Annotated in this window: 26 protein-coding genes, 4 tRNA genes and 1 riboswitch; of the genes, 12 read left to right on the top strand and 18 right to left on the bottom strand. The window is 73.9% G+C overall.

Annotated features, from left to right (window positions below; genetic code table 11):
- Positions 1-195 precede the first annotated feature (195 nt).
- The 6 genes from G339_RS0124250 to G339_RS0124230 all read right to left on the bottom strand — a co-directional run bounded on the left by G339_RS0124250 (position 196) and on the right by G339_RS0124230 (position 2,666).
- Entirely contained in the window at positions 196-1,362 is a 1,167-nt protein-coding gene (locus tag G339_RS0124250) for a helix-turn-helix domain-containing protein (protein WP_019633654.1), read from the bottom strand.
- A 116-nt stretch (positions 1,363-1,478) separates the two neighbouring features.
- A tRNA-Glu gene (locus tag G339_RS0124245) sits at positions 1,479-1,552 on the bottom strand.
- Between the two features lie 33 nt (positions 1,553-1,585).
- Positions 1,586-1,657 (bottom strand) — tRNA-Arg (locus G339_RS0124240).
- 1 nt (position 1,658) lies between these two features.
- A tRNA-Ala gene (locus tag G339_RS0124235) sits at positions 1,659-1,728 on the bottom strand.
- A 32-nt stretch (positions 1,729-1,760) separates the two neighbouring features.
- A tRNA-Trp gene (locus G339_RS39135) sits at positions 1,761-1,832 on the bottom strand.
- Between the two features lie 72 nt (positions 1,833-1,904).
- Positions 1,905-2,666 (bottom strand): class I SAM-dependent methyltransferase, encoded by a 762-nt coding sequence (locus G339_RS0124230; RefSeq protein WP_033324141.1) that lies wholly within the window; start codon positions 2,664-2,666, stop codon positions 1,905-1,907.
- Between the two features lie 273 nt (positions 2,667-2,939).
- On the opposite strand from G339_RS0124230, the gene G339_RS0124225 reads away from it, so the two are divergent.
- Positions 2,940-3,218: a hypothetical protein gene (locus G339_RS0124225; protein WP_033324229.1), complete on the top strand. Its 279-nt coding sequence runs from the start codon at positions 2,940-2,942 to the stop codon at positions 3,216-3,218.
- A 38-nt stretch (positions 3,219-3,256) separates the two neighbouring features.
- Here the strand turns inward: G339_RS0124225 and G339_RS0124220 are convergent, their stop codons facing one another.
- The gene (locus tag G339_RS0124220) at positions 3,257-4,702 is read right to left on the bottom strand and encodes a DHA2 family efflux MFS transporter permease subunit (RefSeq protein WP_019633651.1); all 1,446 of its coding nucleotides are present in this window, start codon (positions 4,700-4,702) and stop codon (positions 3,257-3,259) included.
- Between the two features lie 172 nt (positions 4,703-4,874).
- A complete protein-coding gene (locus tag G339_RS35165) occupies positions 4,875-5,330 on the bottom strand; it encodes a hypothetical protein (RefSeq protein WP_033324139.1) in 456 nt (151 codons plus the stop codon).
- A 381-nt stretch (positions 5,331-5,711) separates the two neighbouring features.
- Between G339_RS35165 and G339_RS0124210 the strand changes: the two genes are divergently transcribed.
- The 3 genes from G339_RS0124210 to G339_RS38160 all read left to right on the top strand — a co-directional run bounded on the left by G339_RS0124210 (position 5,712) and on the right by G339_RS38160 (position 7,087).
- Complete coding sequence (locus tag G339_RS0124210) at positions 5,712-6,320, top strand: TenA family protein (RefSeq protein ID WP_019633650.1); 609 nt, start codon at positions 5,712-5,714, stop codon at positions 6,318-6,320.
- Positions 6,321-6,400: 80 nt separating this feature from the next.
- On the top strand, positions 6,401-6,775 hold the full coding sequence (locus G339_RS0124205) for a hypothetical protein (protein WP_019633649.1): 375 nt from the start codon (positions 6,401-6,403) through the stop codon (positions 6,773-6,775).
- 69 nt (positions 6,776-6,844) lie between these two features.
- Positions 6,845-7,087, top strand: coding sequence for a hypothetical protein (locus G339_RS38160; protein WP_157407984.1), 243 nt, complete (start codon positions 6,845-6,847; stop codon positions 7,085-7,087).
- 42 nt (positions 7,088-7,129) lie between these two features.
- Here the strand turns inward: G339_RS38160 and G339_RS35155 are convergent, their stop codons facing one another.
- Genes G339_RS35155 through G339_RS0124185 form a run of 3 tightly spaced genes read right to left on the bottom strand, consistent with a single transcriptional unit; the run spans position 7,130 to position 10,546 of the window.
- Entirely contained in the window at positions 7,130-9,430 is a 2,301-nt protein-coding gene (locus tag G339_RS35155; protein ID WP_019633647.1) for a heavy metal translocating P-type ATPase, read from the bottom strand.
- Positions 9,431-9,453: 23 nt separating this feature from the next.
- Positions 9,454-10,332 carry a hypothetical protein gene (locus G339_RS0124190; RefSeq protein ID WP_019633646.1) on the bottom strand — a complete coding sequence of 293 codons (879 nt, stop codon included), beginning with the start codon at positions 10,330-10,332 and terminating at the stop codon, positions 9,454-9,456.
- A gap of 7 nt (positions 10,333-10,339) precedes the next feature.
- Entirely contained in the window at positions 10,340-10,546 is a 207-nt protein-coding gene (locus G339_RS0124185; protein WP_019633645.1) for a heavy-metal-associated domain-containing protein, read from the bottom strand.
- Positions 10,547-10,840: 294 nt separating this feature from the next.
- Between G339_RS0124185 and G339_RS0124180 the strand changes: the two genes are divergently transcribed.
- Together G339_RS0124180 and G339_RS0124175 are read left to right on the top strand one after the other, a co-directional pair.
- Positions 10,841-11,704, top strand: a complete 864-nt coding sequence (locus G339_RS0124180) for an Fpg/Nei family DNA glycosylase (RefSeq protein ID WP_019633644.1) — start codon at positions 10,841-10,843, stop codon at positions 11,702-11,704.
- A gap of 70 nt (positions 11,705-11,774) precedes the next feature.
- Complete coding sequence (locus G339_RS0124175; protein ID WP_026341735.1) at positions 11,775-12,623, top strand: SAM-dependent methyltransferase; 849 nt, start codon at positions 11,775-11,777, stop codon at positions 12,621-12,623.
- Position 12,624: 1 nt separating this feature from the next.
- Here G339_RS0124175 and G339_RS0124170 read toward each other — a convergent pair whose 3' ends face one another.
- Entirely contained in the window at positions 12,625-13,164 is a 540-nt protein-coding gene (locus tag G339_RS0124170; RefSeq protein WP_019633642.1) for a cysteine hydrolase family protein, read from the bottom strand.
- Between the two features lie 28 nt (positions 13,165-13,192).
- Positions 13,193-13,591, bottom strand: a complete 399-nt coding sequence (locus G339_RS0124165; protein WP_240489884.1) for an SSI family serine proteinase inhibitor — start codon at positions 13,589-13,591, stop codon at positions 13,193-13,195.
- Positions 13,592-13,679: 88 nt separating this feature from the next.
- On the opposite strand from G339_RS0124165, the gene G339_RS0124160 reads away from it, so the two are divergent.
- The gene (locus G339_RS0124160) at positions 13,680-14,015 is read left to right on the top strand and encodes a rhodanese-like domain-containing protein (RefSeq protein ID WP_019633640.1); all 336 of its coding nucleotides are present in this window, start codon (positions 13,680-13,682) and stop codon (positions 14,013-14,015) included.
- Between the two features lie 11 nt (positions 14,016-14,026).
- On the opposite strand, the gene G339_RS37080 is transcribed toward G339_RS0124160, so the two are convergent.
- Positions 14,027-14,935 (bottom strand): hypothetical protein, encoded by a 909-nt coding sequence (locus G339_RS37080; protein WP_019633639.1) that lies wholly within the window; start codon positions 14,933-14,935, stop codon positions 14,027-14,029.
- Positions 14,932-15,480 (bottom strand): RNA polymerase sigma factor, encoded by a 549-nt coding sequence (locus tag G339_RS0124150; protein WP_019633638.1) that lies wholly within the window; start codon positions 15,478-15,480, stop codon positions 14,932-14,934. Before G339_RS0124150 ends, G339_RS37080 begins: the two co-directional genes overlap by 4 nt.
- A gap of 129 nt (positions 15,481-15,609) precedes the next feature.
- A riboswitch (TPP riboswitch) is annotated at positions 15,610-15,724 on the top strand.
- Here G339_RS0124150 and G339_RS0124145 point away from each other — a divergent pair.
- From G339_RS0124145 to G339_RS0124135, 3 genes are all read left to right on the top strand, one after another.
- Positions 15,717-17,060: a purine-cytosine permease family protein gene (locus G339_RS0124145; protein ID WP_019633637.1), complete on the top strand. Its 1,344-nt coding sequence runs from the start codon at positions 15,717-15,719 to the stop codon at positions 17,058-17,060. (Overlaps the previous riboswitch by 8 nt.)
- Positions 17,061-17,137: 77 nt before the next feature.
- Complete coding sequence (locus G339_RS0124140; RefSeq protein WP_019633636.1) at positions 17,138-19,024, top strand: PAS domain-containing sensor histidine kinase; 1,887 nt, start codon at positions 17,138-17,140, stop codon at positions 19,022-19,024.
- A 401-nt stretch (positions 19,025-19,425) separates the two neighbouring features.
- Positions 19,426-19,950: an ATP-binding protein gene (locus G339_RS0124135; RefSeq protein WP_240489883.1), complete on the top strand. Its 525-nt coding sequence runs from the start codon at positions 19,426-19,428 to the stop codon at positions 19,948-19,950.
- Positions 19,951-20,081: 131 nt separating this feature from the next.
- Here the strand turns inward: G339_RS0124135 and G339_RS0124130 are convergent, their stop codons facing one another.
- The 3 genes from G339_RS0124130 to G339_RS0124120 are packed head-to-tail and all read right to left on the bottom strand — an operon-like array spanning position 20,082 to position 22,699.
- A complete protein-coding gene (locus G339_RS0124130) occupies positions 20,082-21,320 on the bottom strand; it encodes an arginine deiminase (RefSeq protein ID WP_019633634.1) in 1,239 nt (412 codons plus the stop codon).
- 35 nt (positions 21,321-21,355) lie between these two features.
- Complete coding sequence (locus tag G339_RS0124125; RefSeq protein WP_019633633.1) at positions 21,356-22,102, bottom strand: SDR family NAD(P)-dependent oxidoreductase; 747 nt, start codon at positions 22,100-22,102, stop codon at positions 21,356-21,358.
- Positions 22,103-22,126: 24 nt separating this feature from the next.
- Positions 22,127-22,699, bottom strand: a complete 573-nt coding sequence (locus tag G339_RS0124120) for a TetR/AcrR family transcriptional regulator (protein WP_019633632.1) — start codon at positions 22,697-22,699, stop codon at positions 22,127-22,129.
- A gap of 58 nt (positions 22,700-22,757) precedes the next feature.
- Here G339_RS0124120 and G339_RS38155 point away from each other — a divergent pair, with 58 nt between their 5' ends.
- Positions 22,758-25,007, top strand: coding sequence for an MFS transporter (locus tag G339_RS38155; protein ID WP_157407983.1), 2,250 nt, complete (start codon positions 22,758-22,760; stop codon positions 25,005-25,007).
- A gap of 144 nt (positions 25,008-25,151) precedes the next feature.
- Positions 25,152-26,051, top strand: coding sequence for an endonuclease/exonuclease/phosphatase family protein (locus tag G339_RS0124100; RefSeq protein ID WP_019633628.1), 900 nt, complete (start codon positions 25,152-25,154; stop codon positions 26,049-26,051).
- The last annotated feature ends 29 nt before the right edge of the window (positions 26,052-26,080 follow it).

Raw genomic sequence — 26,080 nt, 5'->3', positions numbered from 1 at the left:
TTGCGATGTACCCCACGGCCGCACCGAACACGGTCGCGCCAGCGAACAGACCCGCGAACGTGATCCGCAGAGCGGTCGCCATTTCGTCACTGACCACGTACTCAACGCTACGGAGCCTGCGGAACGGAGTCATTGGCACTCTGCGACGCGCGCGGCGCCAAGTACTCCTGAGCGTCAGACCTGACAGTTCTCCGGTCAGTACTCCAATTGGACGAACGCGGCCATGTCGCGCATCTCGGGGGTCAGGGTACGCCGCTTCGCCACGATGCGGCCCAGCACATCGCGGGCCATGCGCTGGTTGGCGATCCACTCCGGGGACTTGGCGCGAACGTCGCTGAGCACGTCGAACGCGTCGGTGTACCGCTTGAGCTGAACGTTGGCCTTCGCGACGTCGAGTCGGTGGCGAAGGCGGCTCGAAGCGTGCGCGCGGAACCCCGTCGTGGGAATTCTCGCCGCCAGCGACAACACCCGGTCGGGCCGGTCTTCGACCATGTGGTTCTCAATACGGCGGGTGGCGACGGCGATTGGCCCGAAGGAACGGAGGGGATCGGAGGGCGGAGCCCACTCGGTGCTGATCGTGACCGCCGCCGCATGGGCTAGCCGAAGCGCATCGCTCGCTGCGCCCGGTTCGTTGTTGCGGCTCGCGGCGGTCGAGACGCGCAACAACATCCCGCCCCACGCGGCCAGTTCCTCCGGCGTCGCGCGAGACAGCCGGGGTTCAATGTCGTCGGCCGTCTGCGTCGCGAGGTCGAGCGTGCCCGCGAGGTCCCCGCGCCGCATCCGCAGCCAGCACACCGTGTTCGTCACCGCGACCGCTTCGAGTCGGGATGTCGCGTCGTCGGCCGCCCGGCGAAGCGCGATCTCCGCCGCGTCGAACTGCCGCGCCGAGACCATCAGCAGGCCCGCGAGATGCAGCAGGCGCGAGCGGACCTGCCGACCTGCCGCGCCAAGCGCGTCACCGTCGCGCAGCAGCGCGGGGAGCGCGGTCCCGAGGTCGCTGTAGCGGTTCGCGGTGAACAGCGGCTCGGCCGCCGCGACCGCGTCCCGAACACCTTCCACGGTGGGTAGTTCCGGGGGGTGCGCGTGACGTCGAAGGAGGGCTTCACGAACGGGCGCCCACGTGTCCACCGGCCGTTCGTCCGCCGCCGCGTCCGGCGGAACGACGAGTTCGATCGTCGAGACTTCCAACGCGGCGGCGAACTTGCGCAGCGTCTCCATGCGCGTGTCCTCGCGCTCGCCCTGTTCGAGCTTCCGCACGAGCGACAGCGAGACCCCGGCGGCGCTCGCCAGCTCCCGCTGGGTCATGCCCCGGCGCTTGCGGACGGACCGCAGCCGGTCCGCGAGGTTCGGCGTGGTCGTCATATGTTCATCGTAGGTACCGGAACCCCGATCAGCGGGGGCGAATTCGCGTCCCCAATCCGATCGTCGCGGCGGTCGGGCCGAGCGGCCGCGTGGTTGCGGTGGTGATCTTCGCCGAGTAGCCCGTACCGGATTCGAACCGGTGATCTCCTCGCTGAGAACGAGGCGTCCTGACCGACTAGACCAACGGGCCGCGCATTTCCGCCGCACGGGGGAAATGGCGTCGTACCTCAACCGGGAGTCGAACCCGGATCTCCGGTTCCGTAGACCGGCGCTCTTTCCATTGAGCTATCGAGGCGTGGACCCGGCCGGTTCGACCCGGCGTCGTCCCGCTTGCAAGGCGGGGGCTCTACCTTGAGCTACAGGCCCTCGTGCGCGCGTCCGCCGGACGCGGCGGTCCGCATGGGCGGCAGGAGTCGAACCTGCTTTCCACCGGCTTTGGAGGCCGGTCGCCTATCCGTTGGCTCACCCACTCGTCCGCCCCCGCGGAAGCGCACATGAAGAGAATGCCCGGCGGGTCGCAAAACCCGCAACGCATTTTTCGCTCACGCTTTTCGGGCCTCGATCAGGAATCGCGTCGTGGTCGCGACGAACGGTCCCTCGGCCGCGATGAGGTCGTGGAGGTCGCGGAGCCGGTCGCGGTAGGCGTCCACCGTGAACCCCGGGACCATCCAGATCACCTTGCGCAGGAAGTACACGACCGCGCCGACGTCGCGGAACTCGGTGCGGAGCCTGGCCTCGCGCAGATCCACGACGTCGAGCCCGGCCGCCGCCGCGCCCGCGCGCGCCGCGCCCGGGTCGCGCCGCGCGCGGACCTCCGGCGGCTGCGGGCCGAGGAAGAACTCCACCAGCTCGAACACGCTCGCGGGGCCGACCTGCTGCGACAGGTACGTCCCGCCCGGACGCAGGACGCGCGCGATCTCGTCCCACCAGACCGTCACCGGGTGGCGGCTGACGACGAGGTCGAAGGCGGCGTCGCCGAACGGCAGCGGCGGCTCGTCGGTGTCGGCGACGACGACCGCGCCGCGCGGGTGCAGCAGCCGCGTCGCCCGCGCGACGTTCGGCGGCCACGCCTCGGTCGCCGCCGTCAGCGGCGGCAGCACGGGCACCCCGGCGAGGACTTCCCCGCCGCCCGTCTGCACGTCCAACGCGGCCCCGACCCGCGCCAGCCGCTCCCCGATCAGCCGCTGGTACCCCCACGGCGGCCGCTCCTCACTGGCCCGCCCGTCCAACCACGAGAAGTCCCACCCGTCAACCGGAACCGCCGCAGCCTCCGCCACCAGCGCATCAAAATCCCGCGAACCCATAACGAACCCTTCTAGCGAACGTCCAAAACCTCTATTGGACGCCTTCCACCCCGCCAAGCCAAGCTGATTACCGCCCGAGGTTCCCCGTGAAACCTCCGCCCCCGGCAGGACCGCGCCCCGCGCGCTCCCCCCGGCAGCGGACGCCCCGCCGCCGCGGACCCCACCGGTCCCGGCGGCGGCACGCCGCCCGACGATGCCGGGATTTGGGGTGCGGAAGGGCCTGTCACGGGACGCGGCGGGGCAGGTCCGGCGGTGGTCTACGAGGGAGGGATCATGCTCAGCGCGTTGCGCAAAGCCGGGCTGTCGTCGCAGATGATGTATACGGCCGGATTCGGTTCCATCGCCGTGTCGATCATCTCGTGGGGCGTGTCGCGTACGCGGCAGGACGTCAACCGCGCCGACCACTGGGGGCTGTTCGTGGGGCAGTGGGCGCCGACGTTCTTCGCGATGGGCGCGGCGCTGCGCCTGGAGGAGCAGTGGGGCGACGAGGCCCCGCACCGGGAGACCCGCGAGAAGGGCCGCCAGATGCGGGAGTCGATGCCCGTCGGCTAGGGCGGACGGGGGGCGTCGCAGCGGCGCCCCCCGCCCGGTCACTCCTTGCGGGAGAGCAGCGCCGCCGGGATCACGGCCAATGCCATCAGGACCACGGCCAGCAGGTACGTGTGCTGGAACGCGTCCGCGAGGCGCGGCGCGAGCGCGGCGTGCGCGTCCGGCCCGAGCCGGTGCAGCGCCTGGAGCCCGCCGCCGACCGGTAGCAGCGCCGCGAGCAGGACCGCCGCGACGGCCGTGCCGATCGCGCTGACCGTCGTCGTGGTGAGGTTGACGAGGGTGCTGCCGCCCGGCGCGTCCTCGCGCGACAGCTTCCGCGTCGCGACGGTGATCGCGGGCATCATCGTCCCGCCGCCGCCCGCGCCCATCAGGAGCATCGTGGCGCACAGCCGCCAGTAGGGCGCGTGCGCGTCGACCTGCAGCATGAACAGGGTGAACCCGGTCAGCGCGACGAGGATCGAGCACGGCAGGTACCGGCCGGGCGGGACGCGTTCGATGAGCCGTCCCGCGACCTGCATCGTCAGCCCGGACGCCAGCGCGAACGGGATGCCGAGCGCCCCCGCCGCCAGCGCGGACTCGCCGCGCACGACCTGGAAGTACAGCGGCGACAGCAGCATCGTGCCGAAGTAGCCGAGGGCGAACAGCGCGAGCGTCGCGGTGGCGAGCGCGAACGAGCGGTCCCGCAGGAGCCGCAGGTCCAGCAGCGGATGCTGGGCGGTCAGGCCGCGCCGGACGAACAGGCCGATCAGCGCGGCCCCGGCCAGCAGCGGCGGCAGCACCCGCGCGGACGCGAAGCCGCCCGCGTCGCCCGCCGCCGTCACGCCGTAGACGAGCAGCGCGAGGCCGGGGGAGAGCGCCAGCAGGCCGGGGACGTCGAGCGGACGCGCCTCGCCCCGGACGTCCGCCGGGAAGCACCGCCCCGCGAGCGTGATCACGGCCGCGCCGATCGGCACGTTGATCAGGAACATCCACCGCCACGACACGGCGTCGATGAGGTATCCGCCGAGCGTGGGCCCGGCCAGCGGGCCGACGAGCACGGCGAGGCCGAGCAGGCTCATCATCCGGCCGCGCCGCTCGGGCTCGACGGCGCGGATCAGGATCGTCATGCCGACCGGCATGAGCATCCCGCCGCCGAACCCCTGAAGCACCCGGAAGGCGATCAGCGACTCGATGTTCCAGGCGGTCCCGGCGAGCAGCGACCCGGCGGCGAACACGGCGGCGGCGGTGAGGTAGAGCCGCTGCGCGCCGACGCGGCCGACCGCCCACGCGGACGCGGGGATGATCGCGGCGAGCGCGAGCGAGTACCCGGTGGCGACCCACTGGAGCGTGGCCAGCGGCGCGTCGAACGCCACGGAGAGCCGGTTCAGCGCGACGTTGACGATCGTCTGGTCCATCGCGGTCATCACGGACCCGGCGACCAGGATCAGCGTGATCGTCAGCGGGCTGCGCGCGGCGGCGCGGACGGGGGGCGCGGTGAGCGTCGTCATGGCGCGCACGCCCGGCGCGTCGAGGGGTTGGGCATGTCCGCGCTCCTGACGGTGTCGTCGGGGTCCGTCGATCGGACCCCGGTGACCCCACCCTGCGACCTCGACTAATCTTGAGGTCAAGCGCGGCCGGACCCGGGCGCGGCATGAGGCGCCATGCCGCGGCCGCTCCCGGCTAGCCGTTCGGGCTGCGCAGGTACTTCACGCAGTCCAGCGTCGCCGCCTTGAACTTGTTCTGGTCGATGTTCTTGGGGATCGGCTTGCCCGGCTCGATGTTGAAACCGTGCCCGTGCATGCAGTTCATGAAGTCGAGCATGGCCTTGGGCGTCGGGCCGGAGCGGGGCGCGTTGCCGTTGCCCGATCCGCCGGAGCCCGAGCCGCCCGAGCCGTTCCCGTTCGTCCCGCCGGGGTTCTGGCCGTTCTGCGTGCCGGGCGCGCCGGACGTCCCGGAGCCGGGCGCGCCCGGCGAGCCGCCCGACGCCCCGGGCGCGGGCGCGCCGGACGTCGGGGCCAGCGAGGCCCCGGCAGACGGGTTGCCGTCGTCGTCATCGCCGCCTCCGCAGGCGGTGAGTGCGAGCGCGAGCGCCGGAACCAGCGCGAGCGCGGCGAGCCGGCCGCGTTCGATTCTCATCGGTGATCCTCTCCCGGGGGTGGGCGGTCGTGGGCCCGTGTCCGCTGCGCGGGGGACGAACGGGACTGTTCGGGCACCTGCTGCACGCTATGCGCTGTGGCACGTTCCACGCCAGAGGGGGCGGACCGCCCGTCCCGCCGCCGGGCATCCGTGGTGGGGGTCCGTGTCGGGGAACAATACGGGGGCGCGGGGCTGTTACAACTGATGGTCGATGCGTTCGGTGTCCCCGGGCCTCACCTACCGCCTTCGCGGAATACCGTTCGGTCTGGAGCCGCGTTGAGCTTTTCGCCGAGAGGCGACCCGGCGCATCGACCACCGCGGACCTCGTCCGGGCTCGTCCCGGACGGGGTCCGTTTCGCATGAGATGGGAAGATCGGCCGCATGAGCCTCGCCGCCCGCCTCGAAGACCTCGGCCGCCCCCTCGTCCTCGACCAGCTCCGCCACCCCACAGTGGCGGGCATCGCGCGCGGCGACCTGGACGACGCCGTGTTCCGCGCCTGGCTCGAACAGGACTGGCTCTTCCTGCACGACTACGTCCGGGTCTTCTCCCGCCTCGCCTGGCAGGCCCCCGCCGCGCACCTCGGCGACCTCGTGGACCTCGCGCACGCCACGTACCACGACGAACTGGACCTGCACCGCGCCCTGTCCGCCGAGTTCGGCGCGGACCTCGACGGCGCGCGCAAGGGCCCCGCCTGCGCCGCGTACACCGCGTTCCTGCTGGAGAGCGCCGCCGACTACGGCGACGGCCTCGCCGCCCTCTACCCCTGCATGTGGGGCTACTCGACGCTCGGCGCGCACCTGGCCGCCGACCCGCCCGCCGAACCCCGGCTGCGCCGCTGGGTGGACACCTACGCCGACCCGGCGTTCGCCGCCCTCGCCCGCCGCGTCGGGCGGATGATCGACGAGGCCGCGCCCGACCCGGCGCGCGCCGAGCGGTTCTTCCTGGAGGGCATGCGGCACGAGCTGGTGTTCTGGGACGTCCCGGTCTGACGCCGCCGCCCGGCGCGGGGTCAGGGTCTTGCTCACGCATCGTCAGTATTCGGCGACGCTGCGTGAGGTAGGTTCCTTCCGTGCGCGCCCGCCCGAGCCCCGTCCACCGTCGCCGCCTCGCGGTGTGGTGCGCGCTGCTCGTCGCGGTCCTGCTGGCGCTGCCCGGCGCGCCGCCCGTCCCGGAGCTCGGCCCGTCCGGCGACCCGGCCGTCGCCGTCGCGCCGATCGCCCGCGAGGACGCCGAGGACGCGCGCCGCCGCGAGCGCCCGCCCGTCCTCGAACTCGCGCGCCGCGCGGTCCTGCCGCTCGGCCTCCTCGACGATCCCGCCGCCGCCCGCCGCCTCGTCGCGGGCCTCGGCACCCATCCCGCGCTCGCGCTGGACCACGCCGCCCTGCGCGGCGACCGCGCGCCCGGCGCGCGGCTGCTCATCGCGCTGCGGGTGTCCCGTATCTAGAGCGTCCCGCGGCGGAGCCGCCGGTTCCGCCGGTCGTCGCCGGGTTCGTTCGTCCGAGACGGGATGCTCATGTCCATTCGGGATGTCAACGTCAGTACGGAGATCTGGCGGTTCCACTGCGTCGCGTGTCGGCGCGGCTGGGACCGCGAGTTCGAGGCGCGCCGGGTCGAGGGGACCGGCGGCTCGCACGTCTCCTGGAGCCTCGACGGCGTCGCGAGCCAGCCGCCGTGGGTCGAGCCGACCTGCCCCGGCTGCGGGAGCGTGCAGGTGCGGGCCCTGCCGCCGGACACGCCGATCCCGCGGCCCCGCTGACGCGGGCGGCCGGACCCGGCGCGGGTCCGGCCGTCGCCGCGGTCAGCGGGCGGCGGGCTCCCGCTCCGGCGCGCGGGCCGGGGCGGCCGCACCGGGGCCGTCGGCCAGCGGCGCGAACCGGCGCAGCCGCAGGCTGTTGGACACCACGAACACCGACGAGAACGCCATCGCCGCGCCCGCGATCATCGGCGTGAGCAGGCCCGTCGCCGCCAGCGGCAGCGCCGCGACGTTGTAGGCGAACGCCCAGAACAGGTTCCCCTTGATCGTCCCGAGCGTGCGGCGGGACAGCCGGATCGCGTCGGCCGCCGCCCGCAGGTCGCCGCGGACGAGCGTCAGGTCGGACGCCTCGATCGCCGCGTCCGTGCCGGTGCCCATCGCCAGCCCCAGGTCGGCGCGGGCGAGCGCGGCGGCGTCGTTCACGCCGTCGCCGACCATCGCGACCGTGCGGCCCTCCGCCTGGAGGCGTGCGACGACGTCCGCCTTCTCCTGCGGGAGGACGTCCGCGATGACCTCCTCGATGCCGACCTCCGCCGCGACGGCCCGCGCCACGGCCTCGTTGTCGCCGGTGAGCAGGACCGGCCGCAGGCCGAGGGCGCGCAGCCGCGCGACGGCCTCCGCCGAGGTGGGCTTGACCTGGTCGGCGACGGTCAGGATCGCGCGGGCCGCGCCGTCCCAGCCGACCGCGACGGCCGTCCGCCCCGCCGCGCGCGCCGCGGTCATGGCGCGTTCCAGCTCGGGCGGCAGGTGCTGCGACCACTCCGCGAGCAGCGCGGGCCGCCCGACGATCACGCCGTGCCCGTTGATGACGCCCTGCACGCCGAGGCCGTCGATCGCCTGGAAGTCCGCGACGGGCGCGAGCGGGCCGGTGCGCTCGGCCGCCGCGCGGGCGACGGCGCGGGCGATCGGGTGCTCGGACGCGTCCTCCAGCGCCCCCGCCAGGCGGAGGGCCTCGTCGGCGTCCACGCCCTCGGCCGGGACGACGTCGATGAGCGCCATCGTGCCGGTCGTGACCGTGCCGGTCTTGTCGAGGACGACCGTGTCGATCCGGCGCGTGGACTCCAGCACCTCCGGGCCCTTGATCAGGATGCCGAGCTGCGCGCCCCGGCCCGTCCCGACCAGCAGCGCGGTCGGCGTCGCCAGGCCCAGCGCGCACGGGCACGCGATGATCAGGACGGCGACGGCGGCGGTGAACGCGGCCGCGACCGACCCGCCCGTCCCGAGCCAGAACCCGAGCGTCGCGACGGCCAGCGCGATCACGACCGGGACGAACACCCCGGAGATCCGGTCCGCGAGCCGCTGGACGCGCGCCTTGCCGTTCTGCGCGTCCTCCACGAGCCGCGCCATCTGCGCGAGCTGGGTGTCGGCGCCGACGCGCGTCGCGCGGACCAGCAGCCGCCCGCCCGCGTTGACGGTCGCGCCCGCGACCGCGTCGCCCGGCCCGACCTCGGCGGGCACCGACTCGCCGGTCAGCAGGGACGCGTCCACGGCGGACGAGCCCTCGGCGACGACGCCGTCCGTGGCGATCTTCTCGCCGGGGCGGACGACGAACACGTCCCCGACCGCCAGCGCGTCGATCGGGACGCGCTGCTCCCGGCCGTTCCGCACGACCGCGACGTCCTTCGCGCCGAGTTCCAGCAGCGCCCGCAGCGCCGAGCCCGCCCGCCGCTTGGACCGCGCCTCGAAGTAGCGGCCCGCGAGGATGAACGCGACGACGCCCGCCGCCGCCTCCAGGTAGATGTTCGACGAGCCGTCCGAGCGCGTCATCGTGAACTCGAACCCGTGCCGCATCCCGGGCTCGCCCGCGTCGCCGAGGAACAGCGCCCACAGCGACCAGCCGAACGCGGCGAGCGTGCCGACCGACACGAGCGTGTCCATCGTCGCCGCGCCGTGCCGCAGGTTCGTCCACGCGGCGCGGTGGAACGGCCAGCCGCCGTACACGACGACCGGGGCCGCCAGCGTCAGCGACAGCCACTGCCAGTTCGTGAACTGCAGCGCCGGGACCATCGCCATCGCGATGACGGGGACGGCCAGGACGACGGCGGTGACGAGGCGGTTCCGCAGCGGGGCCAGCTCGTCCGGCGCGGGCGCGGCCGGCGCGCCCTCGGGCTCGGGCGGGGGCGGCGGCTCGGCGGTGTAGCCGGCCTTCTCGACCGTCGCGATCAGGTCGTCCAGGGTGACCCCCGCGGGGTATTCGACCCGGGCCTTCTCCGTGGCGTAGTTGACGGTCGCCGTCACGCCGTCGATCTTGTTCAGCCGCTTCTCGACACGGGCCGCGCAGGACGCGCAGGTCATGCCGCCGATGGACAGCTCGATCCTGCTGTCCGGCGCGGTGTCGGCAGACATCGTGGTGCTCCTCTCGGTCCGTGTCAGTGGTCGGCGGCGGTGGCGGTGAACTCGGCGGTGCGGACCTTGCCGTCGTGCTGGAAGTCCAGGAACAGACGGTAGGCGCCCGGTCCGGGCACTTCCGCGTGGAACGAGATGTCCGGGCCCGGCTCCGTGGTGCCGTCGCCGGGCTCGCCCATCGGGTGGACGTGCAGGTACGCGAGGTCGCCGCGGCGGATCGCGACGAGGTGGCCGTACGCCTCCAGGTAGGGCTGGAGGTCGGTGACGGGCTTCCCGTCCCGCTCGACGTGCAGCGTCAGCGGGCTCGCCGCGCCCGCGACGAGGTCGCCCCGCAGGGTGACGCGGTAGCCGTCGACCTCCGCGACGCGCTCGTCGCTTCCGAGCGGGTGCGGCCGGTAGTCGCCGGGGACGTCCAGATCAGCGCCGAGCGTGACCTGCTCGTGCGCCCCGGCGGGCTGGACGTCGGTGAAGATCCGGTAGCTGCCCGCGTCCGGCAGGTTCAGCGGGACGGACCAGACGCCCGCCGCGTCGCGGACGGGATGCAGGTGGCGGTAGTCCGACAGGTCGCGCCGCACGGCGATGAGGTGCAGTTCCTTGCCGTGCAGCGGCGTGTACCGGGTGACGGGCGCGCCGTCCGGGCCGGTCACGCGGAAGCGGAACTCGGTCGGGCGGCCCGCGGGGACCGTCGTCGTCTCGGGGACCAGGGTGTAGCCGTCCGCCGACGCCTCGAGCCCGCCCGGCCGGGGAGCCGTCCCGTGCGCGCCGTGGTTCATCGTGTTCATGTGACCGCCCTTCTCGTCGGTCGCGCCCACGGGACCGGCGAGCGTGCCGATCCCGAGGGCCGCGGCGAAGACGGCGGCCAGCCCGGTCCCGTAGGCGCCGAGCCTGGTCGCGGTGTTCATGGCACGCTCACGCCTTCAGTTCGTATCCGGCCTCCTCGACGGCGGCCCGGACCTGGGCGTCGTCGAGGGGCGCGTCGCTGGTGACGGTGACGGCGCCGGTCGACAGCTCGACCTCGACGCCGGTGACGCCGGGCACCTGCCCGACCTCCTCCTTGACGGAGTTCACGCAGTGCCCGCAGGTCATGCCGGTGACGGTGTAGGTGGCGGCGGTCATGTCCACTCCTTCTCATTTACCCCTAGGGGGTATGTCGTGCGCCTCATCGTGGCACAACCGGACGTGAGCGACAACCCCTACCCCCTAGGGGTTATTTCGTGACCCCGGTCATGTTCGCGGCGGTCCGGGTTATCCACAGGTCGGGTGCGGAGTGGCGGACGCGGGACTCTGGGGCTTTGTCAGGCTTTGTCGAGGTTAAGGGGATACGGCCCCGGTCCCCATGCGCGACCCCCGAGTTATCCACAACTCCGTCCACAGGTGTCCACAGGCTTGTGGATCACTGATACTGGAGGCATGCCCGAGCTGCCCGAGGTCGAGTCGCTGGCCGGTTTCCTGCGGGAACACGCGGTCGGCCGCACCGTCGCGCGCGTCGAGGTCGTCGCGATCTCCGCGCTCAAGACCTACGATCCGCCGATCACGGCGCTCGGCGGGCTGACCGTCACCGGCGTCGCCCGGCACGGCAAGTTCCTCGACCTCGACGTGGACGGGCTGCACCTCGTCGTCCACCTGGCGCGGGCGGGCTGGCTGCGCTGGCGCGACGAGCTGCCCGAGCGGCCGGTGCGGCCGGGCGGGCGCAACCCGCTCGCCGTCCGCGTCCACCTGGCCGACGGGTCCGGGTTCGACCTGACCGAGGCCGGGACGAAGAAGGGCCTCGCGGTGTACCTCGTCCGCGACCCGGCGGACGTCCCGGGCGTCGCCTCGCTCGGCCCCGACCCGCTGGACGACGCGTTCACCCCGGCCGCGCTCGGCGCGATCCTCGCGGGCCGCCGCACGCAGGTCAAGGGCGTCCTGCGGGACCAGAAGATCATCGCCGGGATCGGGAAAGCCTACTCCGACGAGGTGCTGCACGCCGCCCGCATGTCGCCGTTCAAGATCGCCGCCTCACTGACCGAGGACGAGGTCGAGCGGCTGCACGCCGCGATCGGCTCGACGCTGCGCGCCGCCGTCGCCCGCGCCGAGGGCGTCGCCGCGCGCGACCTCAAGAGCGAGAAGAAGTCCGGCCTGCGCGTCCACGGCCGCACCGGCGAGAAGTGCCCGGTCTGCGGCGACGTGATCCGCGAGGTGTCCTTCGCGGACTCGTCCCTCCAGTACTGCCCCACCTGCCAGACCGGCGGAAAGCCGTTGGCCGACCGCCGCATGTCCCGTTTGCTGAAGTAGTCGCCGCCAATTCCGGGCCGATTCGCTAGGGTTTCGACCGACAGCGCACCGACGTCCCGGGGAGCGGTCCGTGACCACCGATGAACCCTTCGTCGACATTCCCACCGATGTGCCGACGTCGGCGCGGATCTACGCCTGGAATCTCGGCGGCAAGGACAATTTCGAGATCGACCGGCAGTTCGCCCTGAGAAACGGCCCGGCGTTCCCCGAGACCGTGGACATCACCCGGCAGAACCGGCTGTTCCTGTACCGGGCGGTGCGGTACCTGGCCGTCGAGGCGGGAATCCGGCAGTTCGTGGACCTCGGCTGCGGGCTCCCGACCGAGAACAACGTCCACCAGGTCGCGCAGCGGTTCGCCCCGGACGCCCGCGTCGTCTACGTCGACGTGGACCCGATCGTGGCCGTCCACGCCCGCGCGCTGCTCGCCGACGACGATTCCACGGCGTTCGTCACCGCCGACATGCGCGACCAGGAAGCGATCATCGAGCACCCGAAGTTCCGGCGGCTCATCGACCTGGACGAGCCGGTCGCCGTGCTGTTCCTGTCGGTCGGCCACCATCTCCCCGACGCCGACGACCCGCGCCGCGTCCTGCGCGCCGTGATCGACCGCGCGCCGGTGAACAGCCATCTGGTGTTCACGCAGGTCGCCTATCTGAACGCCGAGCGCGGCGCCGCGATGACGGAATTGATGAACTCGGCCGGCATTCCCTGGCAGACGCGTTCCCCCGCCGAGATCGACGCGCTGCTGGACGGTTTCGAGCCGGTCGCGCCGGGCCTCGGCGACGTCAAGGAATGGCGGCCGGACCCGGACCAGCCGCCGCTCGCGCCCGTCCCCGCGGAACTGGCCGACTACGTGGGCGCGTCCGAGCGGCGCAAGGAACTGATCGAGTACGGCGGCGTGCTGCGCAAGGCCGACTGAGTCACGCCAGGCACGCGGCGGCCGTCGTCACGTCCGCGCGCATGTTGCGCTCCATCATCGCCAGGGCGGCGTCGCCCAGGCGCGGGTCGATCGAGGCGACCGCGTCGCGCGGGACCTTCACCGTCAGGTGGCGGATGTAGGCGTCCAGCGCGGTGTAGAGGATGCACTGCTCGGTGACCTGGCCCGTCAGGACGATCTCGCTGATCTCGGCGTTCGCGAGGATGTACTCCAGCGGCGTCCCGAAGAACGCGCTGTGCCGCACCTTCGGCAGGAACGCGCAGTCGTCGGGCGGGACGATCGGCTTGATCAGGTCGGGCCGCTCGCCCTGGAACGCGGCGGTGACGAGGTCGTCGCGGGTGGCGGAGAAGTCCCCGTGGTTGTCGTTGACGTAGATCACGCGCGCGTCGTCGCGGGTGCGGGCGCGCCCGATCAGGCCGGCGAGCGGCTCGGTGATCCGCGCGGCGCTGGCCTGGAGGAGTCCCGCGTCCTCGTGGCGGTAGGGGTTCAGCATGTCGATGACGACGACGGCGACGGTGCTCATGGACGCCCCCTTCCCCGCGGGGCGCGGATCAAGGGCGTTTCGCGCCGTCCCCGAACAGCGGCGCCAGCTTCTCCCACCGGCTGATCTCGCAGCCGTTGGTCCGCTTGAACGTCCACGTGACCGACCGCCGGTCGAACGTGCCCTTGACGGTCGCGGTCTGCGGGCCGCCGTAGATCTCCGTACACATCCGGTCGGGGCCGGGGGCGGTGAAGACGTCGGCGGGCGCGGCCTTCAGCGCCGCGCACGCGCGGTCGGCCGCGGGCAGGTCGCCGCCGACGGGATCGCAGGTCAGCGCCCAGGTCTTCGGCGCGGCGTCTTTCGACGCCCTGACCTGTACCGTCAGGCTCGTGGCCGGGGCGCCGGACGGCCGGACGGACGTCCCGCCGCCCGCGTGCTCCGAACCGCACGCCGCCAATGACAGGATCATGGCGACAACGGGCGCTGTGTGGATGAACGTCCGGTACCGCATGCGATATTCGACGCGCGGGAGCGCCGCGCGGTTCCAAGGAGGTCCGATGTTTCTCGGGGAAGACGTCCCCGCGGTGGACGCGGCGGAGGTCCCGGCCGACGCGTACCTGCTGGACGTCCGCGAGCAGGACGAGTGGATCGCGGGCCACGCGCCCGAGGCCGTCCACATCCCGATGCGGGACCTCGGCGACCGCGCCGCGGAGATCCCCCGGGACCGCGAGGTCTTCGTGATCTGCCGGTCCGGGGGACGGTCCGCGCAGGTGACGGTCGCGCTGAACCAGGCGGGCTGGCTCGCCAGGAACGTCGCGGGCGGGATGCAGCGCTGGGCGCAGGCGGGCCGCCCGATGGACTCGGAGCTGGGCGGCCCGCCGCAGGTCGTCTGAGCGGACGCCCGTCAGCGGCCGGGCGTCGGAGTGGCCCGCACCGGCGGGGCCGCCGCCGGACCGGCGTCGCCCGACTTCTTCGGCCCGACCCACAGCCGGACCTGGCCGGGGGCCAGCGGGTCCGCGTCGTGGACGTACCAGCCGTCGGGGATCTCGGCGCGGCCGACGTTCTTGCCGATCACCGAGCCGTCCGCCTGAGCTTCGTCGATGTGGAACTCCGGCACGGCGATCCCCCGGGACTCGATCCGGCGCAGCGCGGCCGCGACCGTCAGGCCGCGCACGTCCGTGCCGTGCAGCGCCTCGCCGGGCGCGAAGGCGCTGGCCGTCGAGTCGTAGCGCTCACCGGGCCGCGCCTTCCGGCCGAACACCACCGTCGCCTTGCCCCGGAAGTCGGCCGGGACGCGCAGCGCGATCGGGCACGCGCCGCCGCCCGTCACGCACTTGCCGTCCTTGATCGGCTTGATCCGGCTCCCGTCCAGCATCAGGACCGTGTTGACGATGCTCGGCGACGCCGGGAGCAGCTTGAGCGAGATGTCGAACCCCCGCTCGGCGAACTCGCGCCGGTACCGCGCCGGGTCGGCGGTCGGGTCCTTGATCTCGACGTCGATGTACTTGCCGTGCGGCACGAACGACAGCGCCGCGACCTGCTTGATCGCGGACGGCGCGGGCGCGGGGGCGGGCGAGCCGCCGCCCGGCACGAGCAGCGCCGCCGCCGTCGCGGCCGCCGCGAGCCCGACGCCGACCGGCAGCGCGAGCCGCAGCCGCGGCACGCGCCGGGCGCGGGGCGCGGCCTCCGGCTCCGGCTCCGCCGCCATGATCCGCTGGGCCAGGTCGCGGCGCGTGTCCCCGCCGACCGCCCCGGCGATCTCGGCGTCCGTGGGCGCGAGCCGCCGGACGAGGGAATCGAGGTCGGTGGTCATGCGTACTCCTTCTTCGGTCGGACGGCCGGGGCGACCCCGTGCTGTTCCAGTTCGCGGGCGAAGCGGCGGCGGGCGCGGTGCAGCCTGATCCGGACGGCGTTGCGGGAGACGCCGAGGACGGCCGCGATCTCCCCGGCGTCCAGGCCCTCCCACGCGACGAGCGACAGCAGCTCGCGGTCGCCGTCGCGCAGCCCCCGGAAGGCGGCGGCGACCCCGCCGGGGCCGTCGTCGGCCGGCGCGGCGGCCGCGAGGTCGCCGCCCAGCTCCGCGCCGACGCGCGCGGCGAGGTCCCGGCGGCGGTGCTCGCCGCGCCGCTGGTTGGCGAGGGTGTTGCGGGCGACGCGGTACAGCCAGTAGCGCGCCTGCTCGCCGGGCGGGACGTCCGCGAGCCGCCGCCAGGCGACCAGGAACGTCTCGGCCACGGCGTCGGCGGCGTCGTGCGGGTCGTCCGCGCGGCGGCGCACGAACCCGGTGATCGCGTCGAAGTGGGCGTCGTACAGGGCGCGGAACCGCTCTTCTTCGGGCGGATGGTCGGTTTCTCGCAAGCGGCGGTCTCCTCGTGCGGCGCGCTGGGCGCGGTGGGCCGGACGACCGGTGAATGTCCGGCACCGCGCGGTGCATTTCGCCCCGGCACGCGACACGTGCCGGATCTTTCGCGCTGTACGATGCGATTTGACCGTATCCGCGGGAGCTTGGGCCAAGCCAGGCTGAGAGGGCGACACACGGGCGTCGCCGACCGCATGAACCTGTCCGGGTAATGCCGGCGTAGGGAGAGTGTCCTGTGACGTCCGCAGTCAAGGCGCGTGCCGACGAGGTCCCGTACACGCTGGACGAGCCCGCGCCGAAGGTCCTCGGCTTCTGGGACCAGAGCGCGTTCTGGGCGAACCTCGGCGTCAGCCTGTTCGCGTTCTCCGGCGCGTACACCGTCCTCGCGCCGGACGCCGACGGCCGCCCGACGATGTCGATCATGGCGGGGATCGTGGCGATGGCCGTCGGCACCGCGATCGGCGGGCTGATGCTCGGCCTGGCCGCCGCGCCCGGCGCACGCACCGGGCAGCCCGCGATGGTGCTGCTGCGCGGCCTGTTCGGCGCGCGGCTGTCGTACGTCCCGACCGTGCTGAACATCGCGCAGCTCATCGGGTGGGGGACGTTCGAGCTGATCGTCATCGCCGACGCCGCCCGCGCGCTGTGGGACGGCGTCCCGCGCTGGGGCTACGTCGTCGCGGCGGGCGTCCTGACGACGGCGCTCACGATCCGGCCGCTCGGCTCGGTGCGGCTGCTGCGCCGGTACGTGACGGTCGCGGTGCTGGTCGCGCTCGTCTACTTCTACGCGCAGCTCCTGCGCGAGCCGCTGCCCGACCTGAACCACGGCTCGTGGGGCGGGTTCTGGACGGGCGCGGACGCGGCGCTCGCCGTCTCGATCTCCTGGGTGCCCGTCGCCGCCGACTACACGCGGCACGCCCGCAGCGCGCGCGGCGCGTTCGGCGCGGCGGCGGTCGGCTATTCGGCGACGCAGATCATCGCGTACGTGCTGGGCCTGCTGGCGCTCGCGCTCGTCGCGGGCGACTCGGCGCGCGTCTTCGACCCGTTCCTGCATGTCACGCTCGGCGTCCTGTTCTTCGCCGTGTTCGTACTGCGCGAAGCCGACCAGTCGTTCGCGAACGTGTACTCGACGGCCGTGTCGATCCAGAACCTCGTGCCGCGCGCGGACCGGCGCATCCTGTCCGTCGCGCTCGGCGTCGGGATCACCGCGCTCGCACTGCTGCTGGACATCGGGGACTACGCCGGATTCCTGTCGCTCATCGGCTCGGTGTTCGTGCCGCTGCTCGGCGTGCTCGCGGCCGACTTCTTCCTCGGCAGCGGCCGGCGCGGCTGGGACACCGGCCGCGCGGCCCCGTCCCGCTGGACGATGATCGCCGCATGGGCGGTCGGGTTCGCCGCCTACCAGCTCATCTACCCGGGCTCGATCGGGTGGTGGACGAGGCTGTGGACGGACATCGCCGACGCGCTCCACTTCACCCCGCAGAGCTGGATGAGCGCCTCGCTGCTCTCGTTCGCCGTCGCGGCCGTCGCGGCGCTCGTGATCGGCCGGGTCTTCCGCCGGGTCGACCGCGCGGCGGTGTGATCCGCCGCGCGCACCGCCTCTGACGTGGAAACCTTTCGGCGAAGGTCACCCTCGCGGCGGCCCCGCGCGGTGGCACGATGGCTGGCGTGCCGTCCCACGACCCGATCGCCCGCGCCGTCATCGAGAGCGCGGCCGACGCCATCGTGGCCGTGGACGCCCGGTCCCGCGTCACCGTCTGGAACCCGGCGGCGGAGCGGATGTTCGGCTGGTCGGCGGCGCAGGTCGTCGGGCAGGTCCCGCCGATCGTGCCGCACGAGCTGAAGGCCGAGCACAACGCGGTGCAGGAGCGGCTGCTGACCCGTCCCGAGGGCGACGGCGGCCAGATCTCCATCGCGACGCGGCGGCTGCGCCGCGACGGCCGCCTCATCGACGTCCGCATCGACACCAGCCTGCTCAAGGACGGCGGCGGCGCGCCGCTCGGCTGGGTGATGGTGTACCACCCGGCCGAGGAGGACGAGGCGCTGCAGCGGCACATGGCCGAACGGGCGCGGCTGGTGCGGCGGCTCAACGACATCGTCGCGGACCTCAACGCCGAGCTGGACCTGGACGTCGTCCTCGACCGGATCACCGCGGCGCTGATCGAGCTGACCGGCGCGGACGCGGGCGGTTTCGTCCGCATCCAGGACGACCGGCTGTGCCTGGTCAGCCTGTCCGGGCTGCCCGAGCGGATGCGCGGCACGACCGCCGACCGGGAGACGAGCCTGGTCGGGGAGCTGCTGCGGTCGGAGAAGGCCGTCATGCTCGCGACCGGGAAGGAGCGCATCGGCGACCTGATCTGGTCGGAGCTGGAGGGTTTGACGGCGGTCGCGCTCGGCCTGTCGTTCCTGAAGAACGAGCCGTACGGCGCGCTGTACGCGCTGTTCTCCGGCCGCAAGGTCGGCCACACCGAGCTGGAGCTGCTGGAACTCCTCGCCGGGCACGCGGGCGTCGCGGTCGGGAACGCCGTCGCGTACGCGGAGGTCGTGCGGCAGCGCGCGCACGAGCGCGCGGTGATCGACTCCAGCGCGGACGGGATCGCGGTGCTCGACCGGGACGGCATCGTCCGCCAGTGGAACCCGGCGGCGCACGCGCTGACCGGCATCGCGGCGGCGGACGCGGTGGGCGGCAGGCTGCCGTTCGACGTCCCGCCGCCCGGCGAGAGCCGCACGTTCCGCGCCGACTCCGGGACGTGGCTGAGCGCCGTCGCCGCCGAGATCGAGGAGACGGGCGAGCGCGTCGTGGACTTCCACGACGTCTCGGAGTCCAAGGCGCTGGAGGAGGCCAAGGACCTGTTCCTGGCGACGACGAGCCACGAGCTGCGCACGCCGATCACGGTCGTGCAGGGGTTCGCGAGCACGCTCGTCCGCCGCTGGGACGACCTCCCGGACGCCGACCGGCGCGCGGCCGTCGCGACGATCGCCGAGCGCGCGCAGTCCCTCGGCCGCCTGGTGGAGCACCTGCTGCTCGGCGCGCGGGCGGGCGCGGACGAGCTGGCCGTCACCATCGAGGACTTCGACGTCACGCGCGTGCTGCGCGGGGTGACGGGCGGGTTCCGGTCGCTGTCGGGGCGGCACCGGGTGGCGCTGCACGTCGAGCCGGACCTGCCCGCCGTGCGCGGGGACGCGATGGCGACCGACATCGTCCTCGGCCAGCTCCTGGAGAACGCGTTCAAGTACTCGCCGGACGGCGGCGCGGTCGTCGTGCGGGCGGGCCGCGCCGGGCCGGACGTGGTGATCACCGTGGACGACGACGGCATCGGCATCCCGCCGGAGGACCGGGAGCGGGTCTTCGAGCGTTTCGTGCAGGGCGAGGCGGGGGACCGCCGCCGATTCGGCGGCATCGGCCTGGGCCTCTACATCGTGCGGCGGCTGACGGAGGCGCAGGGCGGCTCGATCGCCGCGCACCCGCGGGCGGGCGGCGGTACGCGGATGCGGCTCGTGCTCCGCGCGGCCGCGCGCCGCGAGGGTGAGGAAACAGTGCCGTAACGGGTCGAACCGGACTCGGTGCGCGGGCGTCTGAACCGGTGTTCTACCCTCCTTCCAGGCCGGGTTCCGTGCCTGGTCGAGGGCGCTTTCACATGATCTTGCCGGCGGCCCGGCGGGCATCGCGCGGAAATGTGTGGTGTCGCCACGGTGTGACGGACGAAACGTATGCGTGAGGAGTATTCCGTCCGGCGCTGGATAGATCCACTGTGGGTTCCCGCTGGAGGTGGAGTTTTCCGTTGGCCGTCGCGACCGGGGGTGGACGTGGTGTACGCAGGACGTTCCGCTCGTGGGGCGCGGCTCGAATCCGTCCGAACGGGTTTCCGGACCGGCGCAACCGGGCATTTCGGTCGTACCGGAAGGGTGGCGACGGCACCGGCCCCCGCCACCCGAGAGACGGGGAGGTGAGACCGACGAGCGTCGCCATGCTCCCGCACGCGCCCGCCAGCGTCGCGCTCGCCCGCAGGCGCCTGCGCTCCGAACTGACCGACGCCGGAGTCTGCGACTCCGCGGTGGACGACGCGAACCTGATCGTCAGCGAGCTGCTGAGCAACGCGCTCCGGCACGCCCGCCCGCTCGCGTCCGGCAAGATCAAACTGGCCTGGTTCCGGCGCGGCGACACCATCGAGGTGTCGGTCAGCGACGGCGGCGCGAGCACCGAGCCGCGCTGCGGGCCGAGCACGCTGTCCTCGCTCGGCGGCCGCGGCCTCGGGATCGTCGAGAGCCTCGCGCAGCGCTGGGGCGTCCGGCACGACAACGGCGCCACCACCGTGTGGGCGCTGGTGGACGCGCCGTCCGCCGCCGCGCCCGCGGGCGCCCGGGTGACCGCGCCGGTCGGCGCGGCCGCCATCGCCGACTTCGCCGACCTGCCCGACCTGGACGACGAGTCCCGGCCGAGCGGTCCGGCCACCCGCGCCTACCCCGCCTGAAACGCCGTTCGGGGGGCCTTGTAGGGTCCTGCCCAAGCTCGGGCGCTGTCGTGCCCCCGTCGGCACCGCCCGAGCGTCCAACTCCGCCGAACCGCCCCGGACCGCGCCTGGTCCGGGGCGGTTTCCGCGTTTCAGTCCGCGACGGGCGTCGCCGTCGGAGCGGGCGGCGGGTCGCGCAGGATCGGGCACGACATGCAGCGCGGGCCGCCGCGCCCGCTGCCGAGTTCGCTGCCGCTGATCCGGATGACCTCGATCCCGGCCTTCTCCAACTGCTCGTTGGTCTCGACGTTGCGCTCGTACGCCACGGCCAGGCGCGGCGCGACGGCCAGCGTGTTGTTACCGTCGTCCCACTGCTCGCGCTCGGCCGTCACCGGGTCCAGGCCGGTGTCGATCACCTTGAGCCGGTCCAGGCCCATCGCGTCGGCGGCGGCGCGCAGGAACGGGCGCGGCTCCGCGACGCGCAGGCCGCCGTCGCCGTCCGCCGTCACCGGGTACGCGGTCAGCGAGTCCGCGACCGGCGGGTACATCAGGACGGTGTCCACGTCGACCATCGTGCAGACGGTGTCCAGGTGCATCGTGGCGCGGCGCTGCGCGATCGGGACGGCCAGCACCGTCCGCGCGAGCCCGGCCGCGAACACCTGCCGGGCCAGCCGCTCGGCCCCGGCGGGCGTCGTCCGCTCCCCGACCCCGACCGCGATCACGCCGGGCGCGAGCAGCAGCAGGTCGCCGCCCTCGACGTGCTCCAGCGACGGGTCGTACACGCGCTCGACGTGCGCGAACCGCGGATGGTGCCGGTAGATCAGCCCCGTCAGCGCCGACTCGCGGCGGCGCGCGGGCATCGCCAGGCTCGTCACCGCGACGCGCTCGCCGATCCACGCGCTGCTGTCGCGGGTGAACAGCAGGCTCGGCAGCGGGTCGATGATGAAGTCCGCGCGGTCCATCAGCCGGTAGACCAGGCCGCGGCCGGTCTTCAGCTCCTCGTGCGCCAGGCCCGCGACGAGGATCGCCGCCAGGTCCTCCGGGTCCTGCGCGCACAGGTGCTCGCGGACGATCGCGCGGAGCCGGTCGCCCCAGCGGCGGTCCGCGACCGCCTCCGCGACGGCCTGGTCGCGCGCCGCCCCGAACTCCAGCACCTCCTGCAGCAGCTCGGTGACGTACAGGACCTCGACGCCCCGGTCGCGCAGCGCCTGCGCGAACGCGTCGTGCTCCTCCTGCGCGCGGCCCACCCACGGGATCGCGTCGAACAGGAGCTTGTCGTTGTTGCGCGGGGTCAGGCGCTTCAGCTCCGCCCCCGGCCGGTGCATGAGGACGGTCCGCAGGCGGCCGACCTCGCTGGTGACCCGGTGCTCGCTGGCCGTTGTCTCCGTCACCCTTCGCAGTCTAGGCGGCGACATTTTCGTGGCCGTCAGGCGGTGGCGCCGCCGTCCACGACGTAGTCCTGGCCGACGACGAACGACGACGCGTCCGACGCCAGCCACAGCACGGCCGCGACGACCTCGCCGGGCGTCGCGACGCGGCCGAGGGGGTTGCCGGTCCGCATCCGGGCCGCTCGCTCCGCCTCCGTCTCGCCGGGGCGCAGCGACATCGGGGTGTCGATCGCGCCGGGGCTGACCGCGTTGATCCGGATTCCCTCGCCGATGTACTCCAGCGCGGTGTTCCTGGTCAGCGCGCTGACCGCCGCCTTCGCCGCCGTGTACGGGCCGAGGCCCGCCAGCCGCCGGTGCGCGCCGATGTTGGACGCGGTGTTGACGATGACGCCGCCGCCCCGCTCGCGCATCGCGGCGATCTCGTACTTCATCGAGAGGAAGACGCCTGTCGCGTTCGTGGCGAGGACGGCGTCCCAGTTCTCCTCGTCCTGGTCCGCCAGCGGGGCAGCCGCGCCGCGGACACCCGCGTTGTTGAACGCCACGTCGAGCCGGCCGTGCCGCTCCAGCACCGTCGCGACCATGCGCCGCACGCTCGCGGGCTCGGTGACGTCCGCGAGGACGCCGGACGCCCGCGCGCCCGCCGCCTCGACCGTGCGCGCGACGGCTGCCTCGTCCCGGCCCGCCGCGACCACGTCCGCGCCGGCCCCGGCGAACGCGACGGCGGCGGCGCGGCCGAGGCCGCCGCTCGCCCCGGTGATGAGGACCGTCTTACCGGTGAAGTCCATGACAACCCGCCTTATCTGGATCGGTCAGTCCTGAATGGCGGCCATCGTCTGCTCGACGGCGTCCCAGAGGCGGCGCGGATCGGCGTCCGCGCGCCCGACGACGCGCAGGCCCTGCGCGACGACGAGCAGGAAGCGCGCCAGCGCGCGGGGGTCGCGGTCGGCCGGGATCTCGCCCTGCGCGCGGGCGCGGACGAGCGCGGCGGCCAGCGCCGCCTCCAGGCCGTCCCACGCCGCCGCGACCCGCCGCGCCGCCGCCGCGTCGCGCGGCGCCAGCTCGACCGCCGTGTTGACGACCATGCAGCCGCGCCGGTCGGCCAGGTCGGCGGCCACGTAGGACGCGAGCAGCGCCCGGACGGCGGGCAGCGCCGGGCCGGGGCGGGCCAGCGACTCGACCGGGTCGGCGCGGTCGCGGTAGCGCTCCAGCGCGCGCAGGAACAGGTCGTGCTTGCCGCCGAACGTCGCGTAGAGGCTGGCCCGGCCGATGCCGAGGCGCGCCACGAGGTCGGCCATCGACGTCGCCTCGTAGCCGCGTTCCCAGAACAGTTCCAGGGCCGCGTCGAGGGCGGCGTCCGGATCGAACTCCTTGGTTCTCGCCACGGCCGGGAGCGTAGCCCTATCTGGAACGATCGGTCAATTCAATGGGGATGATCGGAAAGTGTCCGACCTGGGACGCTCCGCACTGAGGCGCGGATCAGGTCCGCAATGTCACGATGCGGAGATGTCGGATCGCTCCCTGCCCCTGCACCTCACCGCCGCGACGCTCCTCCGGGTCTCGGCGGAAGGGCTGGCGACGGCGCTGGTGCTGACCGTCCAGGCGCGGACGGACGACGCGGCGTCCGCCGGGTTCCTCCAGACGGCGATGACGCTGCCGTACGTCCTCAGCGGCCCGGTCATCGGGCACGTCCTCGACCGGACGCGCCGCCCCGGCCGGTTCGTCGCCGGAATCGCCGGGCTCTACGCGGTGGCGACGGCGGCGCTCCTGCTCCTGGCCGGGGACGCGCCGCTCCCGCTCGCGCTGACCGTCGCGGCCGTCATCGGCCTGACCGAACCCGTCGTGGTCGCCCTGACCGGCCTGCTGCCCCGCTTCGTCCCCGAGCGACGGCTCCCGCGCGCCTACGGCCTGGAAGCCTCCAGCTACAACATCGCCGCCATCGCGGGCCCCGGCGTGGCGGCCTTCATCGCCTCCGCCTCCGGCGGCGAGTTCGCGGGCATCCCCATCGTCGCCGGAGCCCTCCTGGGCACCCTGGCGCTGACGTTCCTCCCCACCGCGAAAACCCGAACCCCCAACCACCCCGACGCGCCCCCGAACCCGAAAACACCCACCAGCCCAACCCCGAACACGAACGCACCCCCGCCCCTGAACACGGGCGCAACCTCAGACCTGAGCGCAAGCACAGGCATGGGCATAACCCTGGACGCATTCGCACCCCCTTCCGATGCCCCCACACCCGGCACAGAACGACCCACGCCAACCAAGACCCCGGACGCAACCGCCGACGTCAGCGCGGCCCGCACTGCACCAGACCCGGGCGTGAACGCGTGTGCGAATACGAGCGCGGGCGCACGCGTGAGCGCGAGCGTCGGCGGCGACGCGAGCGCTGAAGAGGGAGATACGGACACGGGCTGTGCCGTGCCGGACACGCGCGCGGACACGGGCGGGGGCGCGGCCTGCGCTGAGCCGGACGCGGGCGTGGACCCGGGTTCGGGCGCGAAGACGAGCGCAGGTACGGGCGTGAGCGCAGCCACAGGCGCGGATGCACGTGCGAGTGGAGACGCGGACGCGGGTCAAGTCAGGCCGGGCCTGGGTGTGGATTCGGGTTGGGGTGCGAACACGAGTGCTGGCGAGGGCGTGAGCGCGGCGCCAGGTGCGGAAGCGGCCAGCGATGCGAGCTCGGAAGTGGGCTGCGGCGGCGCGGGCGGCGATGCGAACGCGGGCGGGGACACGGGCGCAGGCGGGAACACGGGCGGGGGCGCGGGATGTGGTGCGCCGAATGCGGATGCGGGCGTGGACGCAGACGCTGACACGGGTGCGAGTGCGGGCGCGGGCGTAAATGCGGGCGCGCATGTGGGCGCGAGCGCTGGTGTAGGTGCCAATGCTGGCTTGGGTGCCAGCGTGGGTGAGGGTGCGCATGCGGGCGCCAGTGGGAGTGCGGGCGCGGGTGCAGGCGCGGACGTGAGCGCGGGCGCGGGTGGGGGTGCGGGTGCGGGTGTCAGCGCGGGCGCCGAGGCGGAGGGCGGGAACCCGCAGCGGGCCGGTGAAGCCGTCGGGTTGCGGGATGTGCTCGCGGGCGGGGCTTCCGTGCTCGCGCGCAACCGGGTGCTGCGCGGCCTGACCGTCGCCACGACGCTCGCGAGTCTCGGGCTCGGCGGCATCGCCGTCACCGCCGTCCTGCTCGGCCGCCATCTCGGGGGCGACGAGGCGGCGGGCGGGCGGCTGCTCGTCGCGATGGCCGCCGGGTCGCTGCTGGGCTCGCTCGCGTCGAGCCGTCTGCTCACGGTCAGGCACGCGCAGTCCGTCATGCTGTTCGGGCTCGCCGCGTTCGGCACGGCGCTCGGCGCGCTCGCCGTCGTCCCGTCCGTCGGCTGGGCGGCGGTCGCGTTCGCGGCGGCGGGCCTGTCGGAGGGCCCGGCGTTCGCGGCGACGCTGCTGCTGCGGCAGCGCGAGGCCCCGCCGGGCCGGCTCGGCCAGGTCAACACGACGGCGGGCAGCCTGAAGATCGGTGCGTCCGCGATCGGCGCGGCGCTGACGGGGACGTTCGCCGACTCGGCCGGCCCCGTCGTCCTCATCGCGGGCATCGCCGCGTTCCCGCTGCTCGGCGCGTTGACGGGCTGGGCGCTGCTCGCGGCGCGGCCCGCCGCCGGGTACCGCCGGAGCGCGCCGCGGAGTGTGGAGGGCGAGTCCTGAACCGGGCCGGAAACGGCGGCGCGGGCGAATCATCCCGGTACGGTCCGTCCCAAGTTGAGTGACCGGGTGGTCCGGAACCGCTGGCGGGTGAGGATCTTGATGTGGTGAGATTTCGGGACAACCCCCGCTGAACCACCCCCTGGAGTGCCGTTGCGTGCCCCCCGCGCTCTGATCCCCCTGCTCGCCGTGTGCGGAGCCGCCGCCGTCGTCGGCTTCGCCGGAGCGGGCGCGGCCATCGAGAAGGGGGGCGGCGCGCCCGCGCTCGACAACGGCGTCGAGGACCCCCCGGAACCCGCGACGATCACCGCGATGACGTGGGACGTCTGCGGCGACGCCGCGCCCGGCTGCCCGCTCGGCGCGCGGCCCGGCGAGCTGGTCCGCGCGGTCGAGCGCGAGGCGCGCGGCAACACGGTCGGTGGCCGCCGCGTGAAGGCCGAGGCCGTCCTGCTCCAGCGCGTCTGCTCCGCGCAGGTCACCGAGCTCAAGAACTCCGCGGCCTTCAAGGGCTGGGCCTGGGAGTTCGCCCCCGACGACGAGCGCGGCGCGTGCGCGAACGGGCAGGGCCGACCGGGCGTCGCGCTCGGCGGTTCGACCGCGCTCGGCGACGTCCGCAAGGTCCGGCTGCCCGCGCCGAAAGGCCACGGCCGGGCGGCCGTGTGCGCGACGTCCGGCACGTGGCGCACCCGCCTGTGCTCCGCCCGGTTCAGCGCGACGGCCGAGGACCCGCGCGGCGAGTGGCGGCGCAAACAGGCCGCCGAGCTGGCCGAGGCGGCCGGTCCGGGCCGCGTCGTGTTCGGCGGCGACCTGGTCGACCAGCCCGCCGCGCGTCCGCTCGACGCCCTGTACCGCGACTTCGCCGAGTGCGACCAGGGCCCGAAGCAGCGCGACGGCGGCAAGACGCGGCAGAACTGGACGGGCGCGGCCGTCGAGAAGACCGACTACCTGTTCGTGAACCAGGAGGCCGCCGTGTCGTGCGGCGTCCCGCGCACCGCGAACCGCTCGTCCGACCACCGGCCGATGACGGCGGTCGTCACGTTCGACTGACGGCGGGGGCCGCCCGGCGGACGGCCCCC

This window comes from Actinomadura atramentaria DSM 43919 (assembly GCF_000381885.1).
GTDB classification, from domain to species: Bacteria; Actinomycetota; Actinomycetes; order Streptosporangiales; family Streptosporangiaceae; genus Spirillospora; species Spirillospora atramentaria.
This window is presented reverse-complemented; position numbering and strand designations above follow the sequence as displayed.

Bases quoted from the DNA above. Each gene is read 5' to 3' on its own strand.
- G339_RS0124230 (WP_033324141.1), bottom strand. From the start codon at position 2,666: ATGGGTTCGCGGGATTTTGATGCGCTGGTGGCGGAGGCTGCGGCGGTT.
- G339_RS0124210 (WP_019633650.1), top strand. From the start codon at position 5,712: ATGAGCCTCGCCGCCCGCCTCGAAGACCTCGGCCGCCCCCTCGTCCTC.
- G339_RS0124185 (WP_019633645.1), bottom strand. From the start codon at position 10,546: ATGACCGCCGCCACCTACACCGTCACCGGCATGACCTGCGGGCACTGC.
- G339_RS0124140 (WP_019633636.1), top strand. From the start codon at position 17,138: ATGGCTGGCGTGCCGTCCCACGACCCGATCGCCCGCGCCGTCATCGAG.
- G339_RS37080 (WP_019633639.1), bottom strand. From the start codon at position 14,935: ATGACCACCGACCTCGATTCCCTCGTCCGGCGGCTCGCGCCCACGGAC.
- G339_RS38160 (WP_157407984.1), top strand. From the start codon at position 6,845: ATGTCCATTCGGGATGTCAACGTCAGTACGGAGATCTGGCGGTTCCAC.
- G339_RS0124125 (WP_019633633.1), bottom strand. From the start codon at position 22,102: ATGGACTTCACCGGTAAGACGGTCCTCATCACCGGGGCGAGCGGCGGC.
- G339_RS35155 (WP_019633647.1), bottom strand. From the start codon at position 9,430: ATGTCTGCCGACACCGCGCCGGACAGCAGGATCGAGCTGTCCATCGGC.
- G339_RS0124250 (WP_019633654.1), bottom strand. From the start codon at position 1,362: ATGACGACCACGCCGAACCTCGCGGACCGGCTGCGGTCCGTCCGCAAG.
- G339_RS0124190 (WP_019633646.1), bottom strand. From the start codon at position 10,332: ATGAACACCGCGACCAGGCTCGGCGCCTACGGGACCGGGCTGGCCGCC.
- G339_RS0124180 (WP_019633644.1), top strand. From the start codon at position 10,841: ATGCCCGAGCTGCCCGAGGTCGAGTCGCTGGCCGGTTTCCTGCGGGAA.
- G339_RS0124220 (WP_019633651.1), bottom strand. From the start codon at position 4,702: ATGACGACGCTCACCGCGCCCCCCGTCCGCGCCGCCGCGCGCAGCCCG.
- G339_RS0124165 (WP_240489884.1), bottom strand. From the start codon at position 13,591: ATGATCCTGTCATTGGCGGCGTGCGGTTCGGAGCACGCGGGCGGCGGG.
- G339_RS0124160 (WP_019633640.1), top strand. From the start codon at position 13,680: ATGTTTCTCGGGGAAGACGTCCCCGCGGTGGACGCGGCGGAGGTCCCG.
- G339_RS0124225 (WP_033324229.1), top strand. From the start codon at position 2,940: ATGCTCAGCGCGTTGCGCAAAGCCGGGCTGTCGTCGCAGATGATGTAT.
- G339_RS0124170 (WP_019633642.1), bottom strand. From the start codon at position 13,164: ATGAGCACCGTCGCCGTCGTCGTCATCGACATGCTGAACCCCTACCGC.
- G339_RS35165 (WP_033324139.1), bottom strand. From the start codon at position 5,330: ATGAGAATCGAACGCGGCCGGCTCGCCGCGCTCGCGCTGGTTCCGGCG.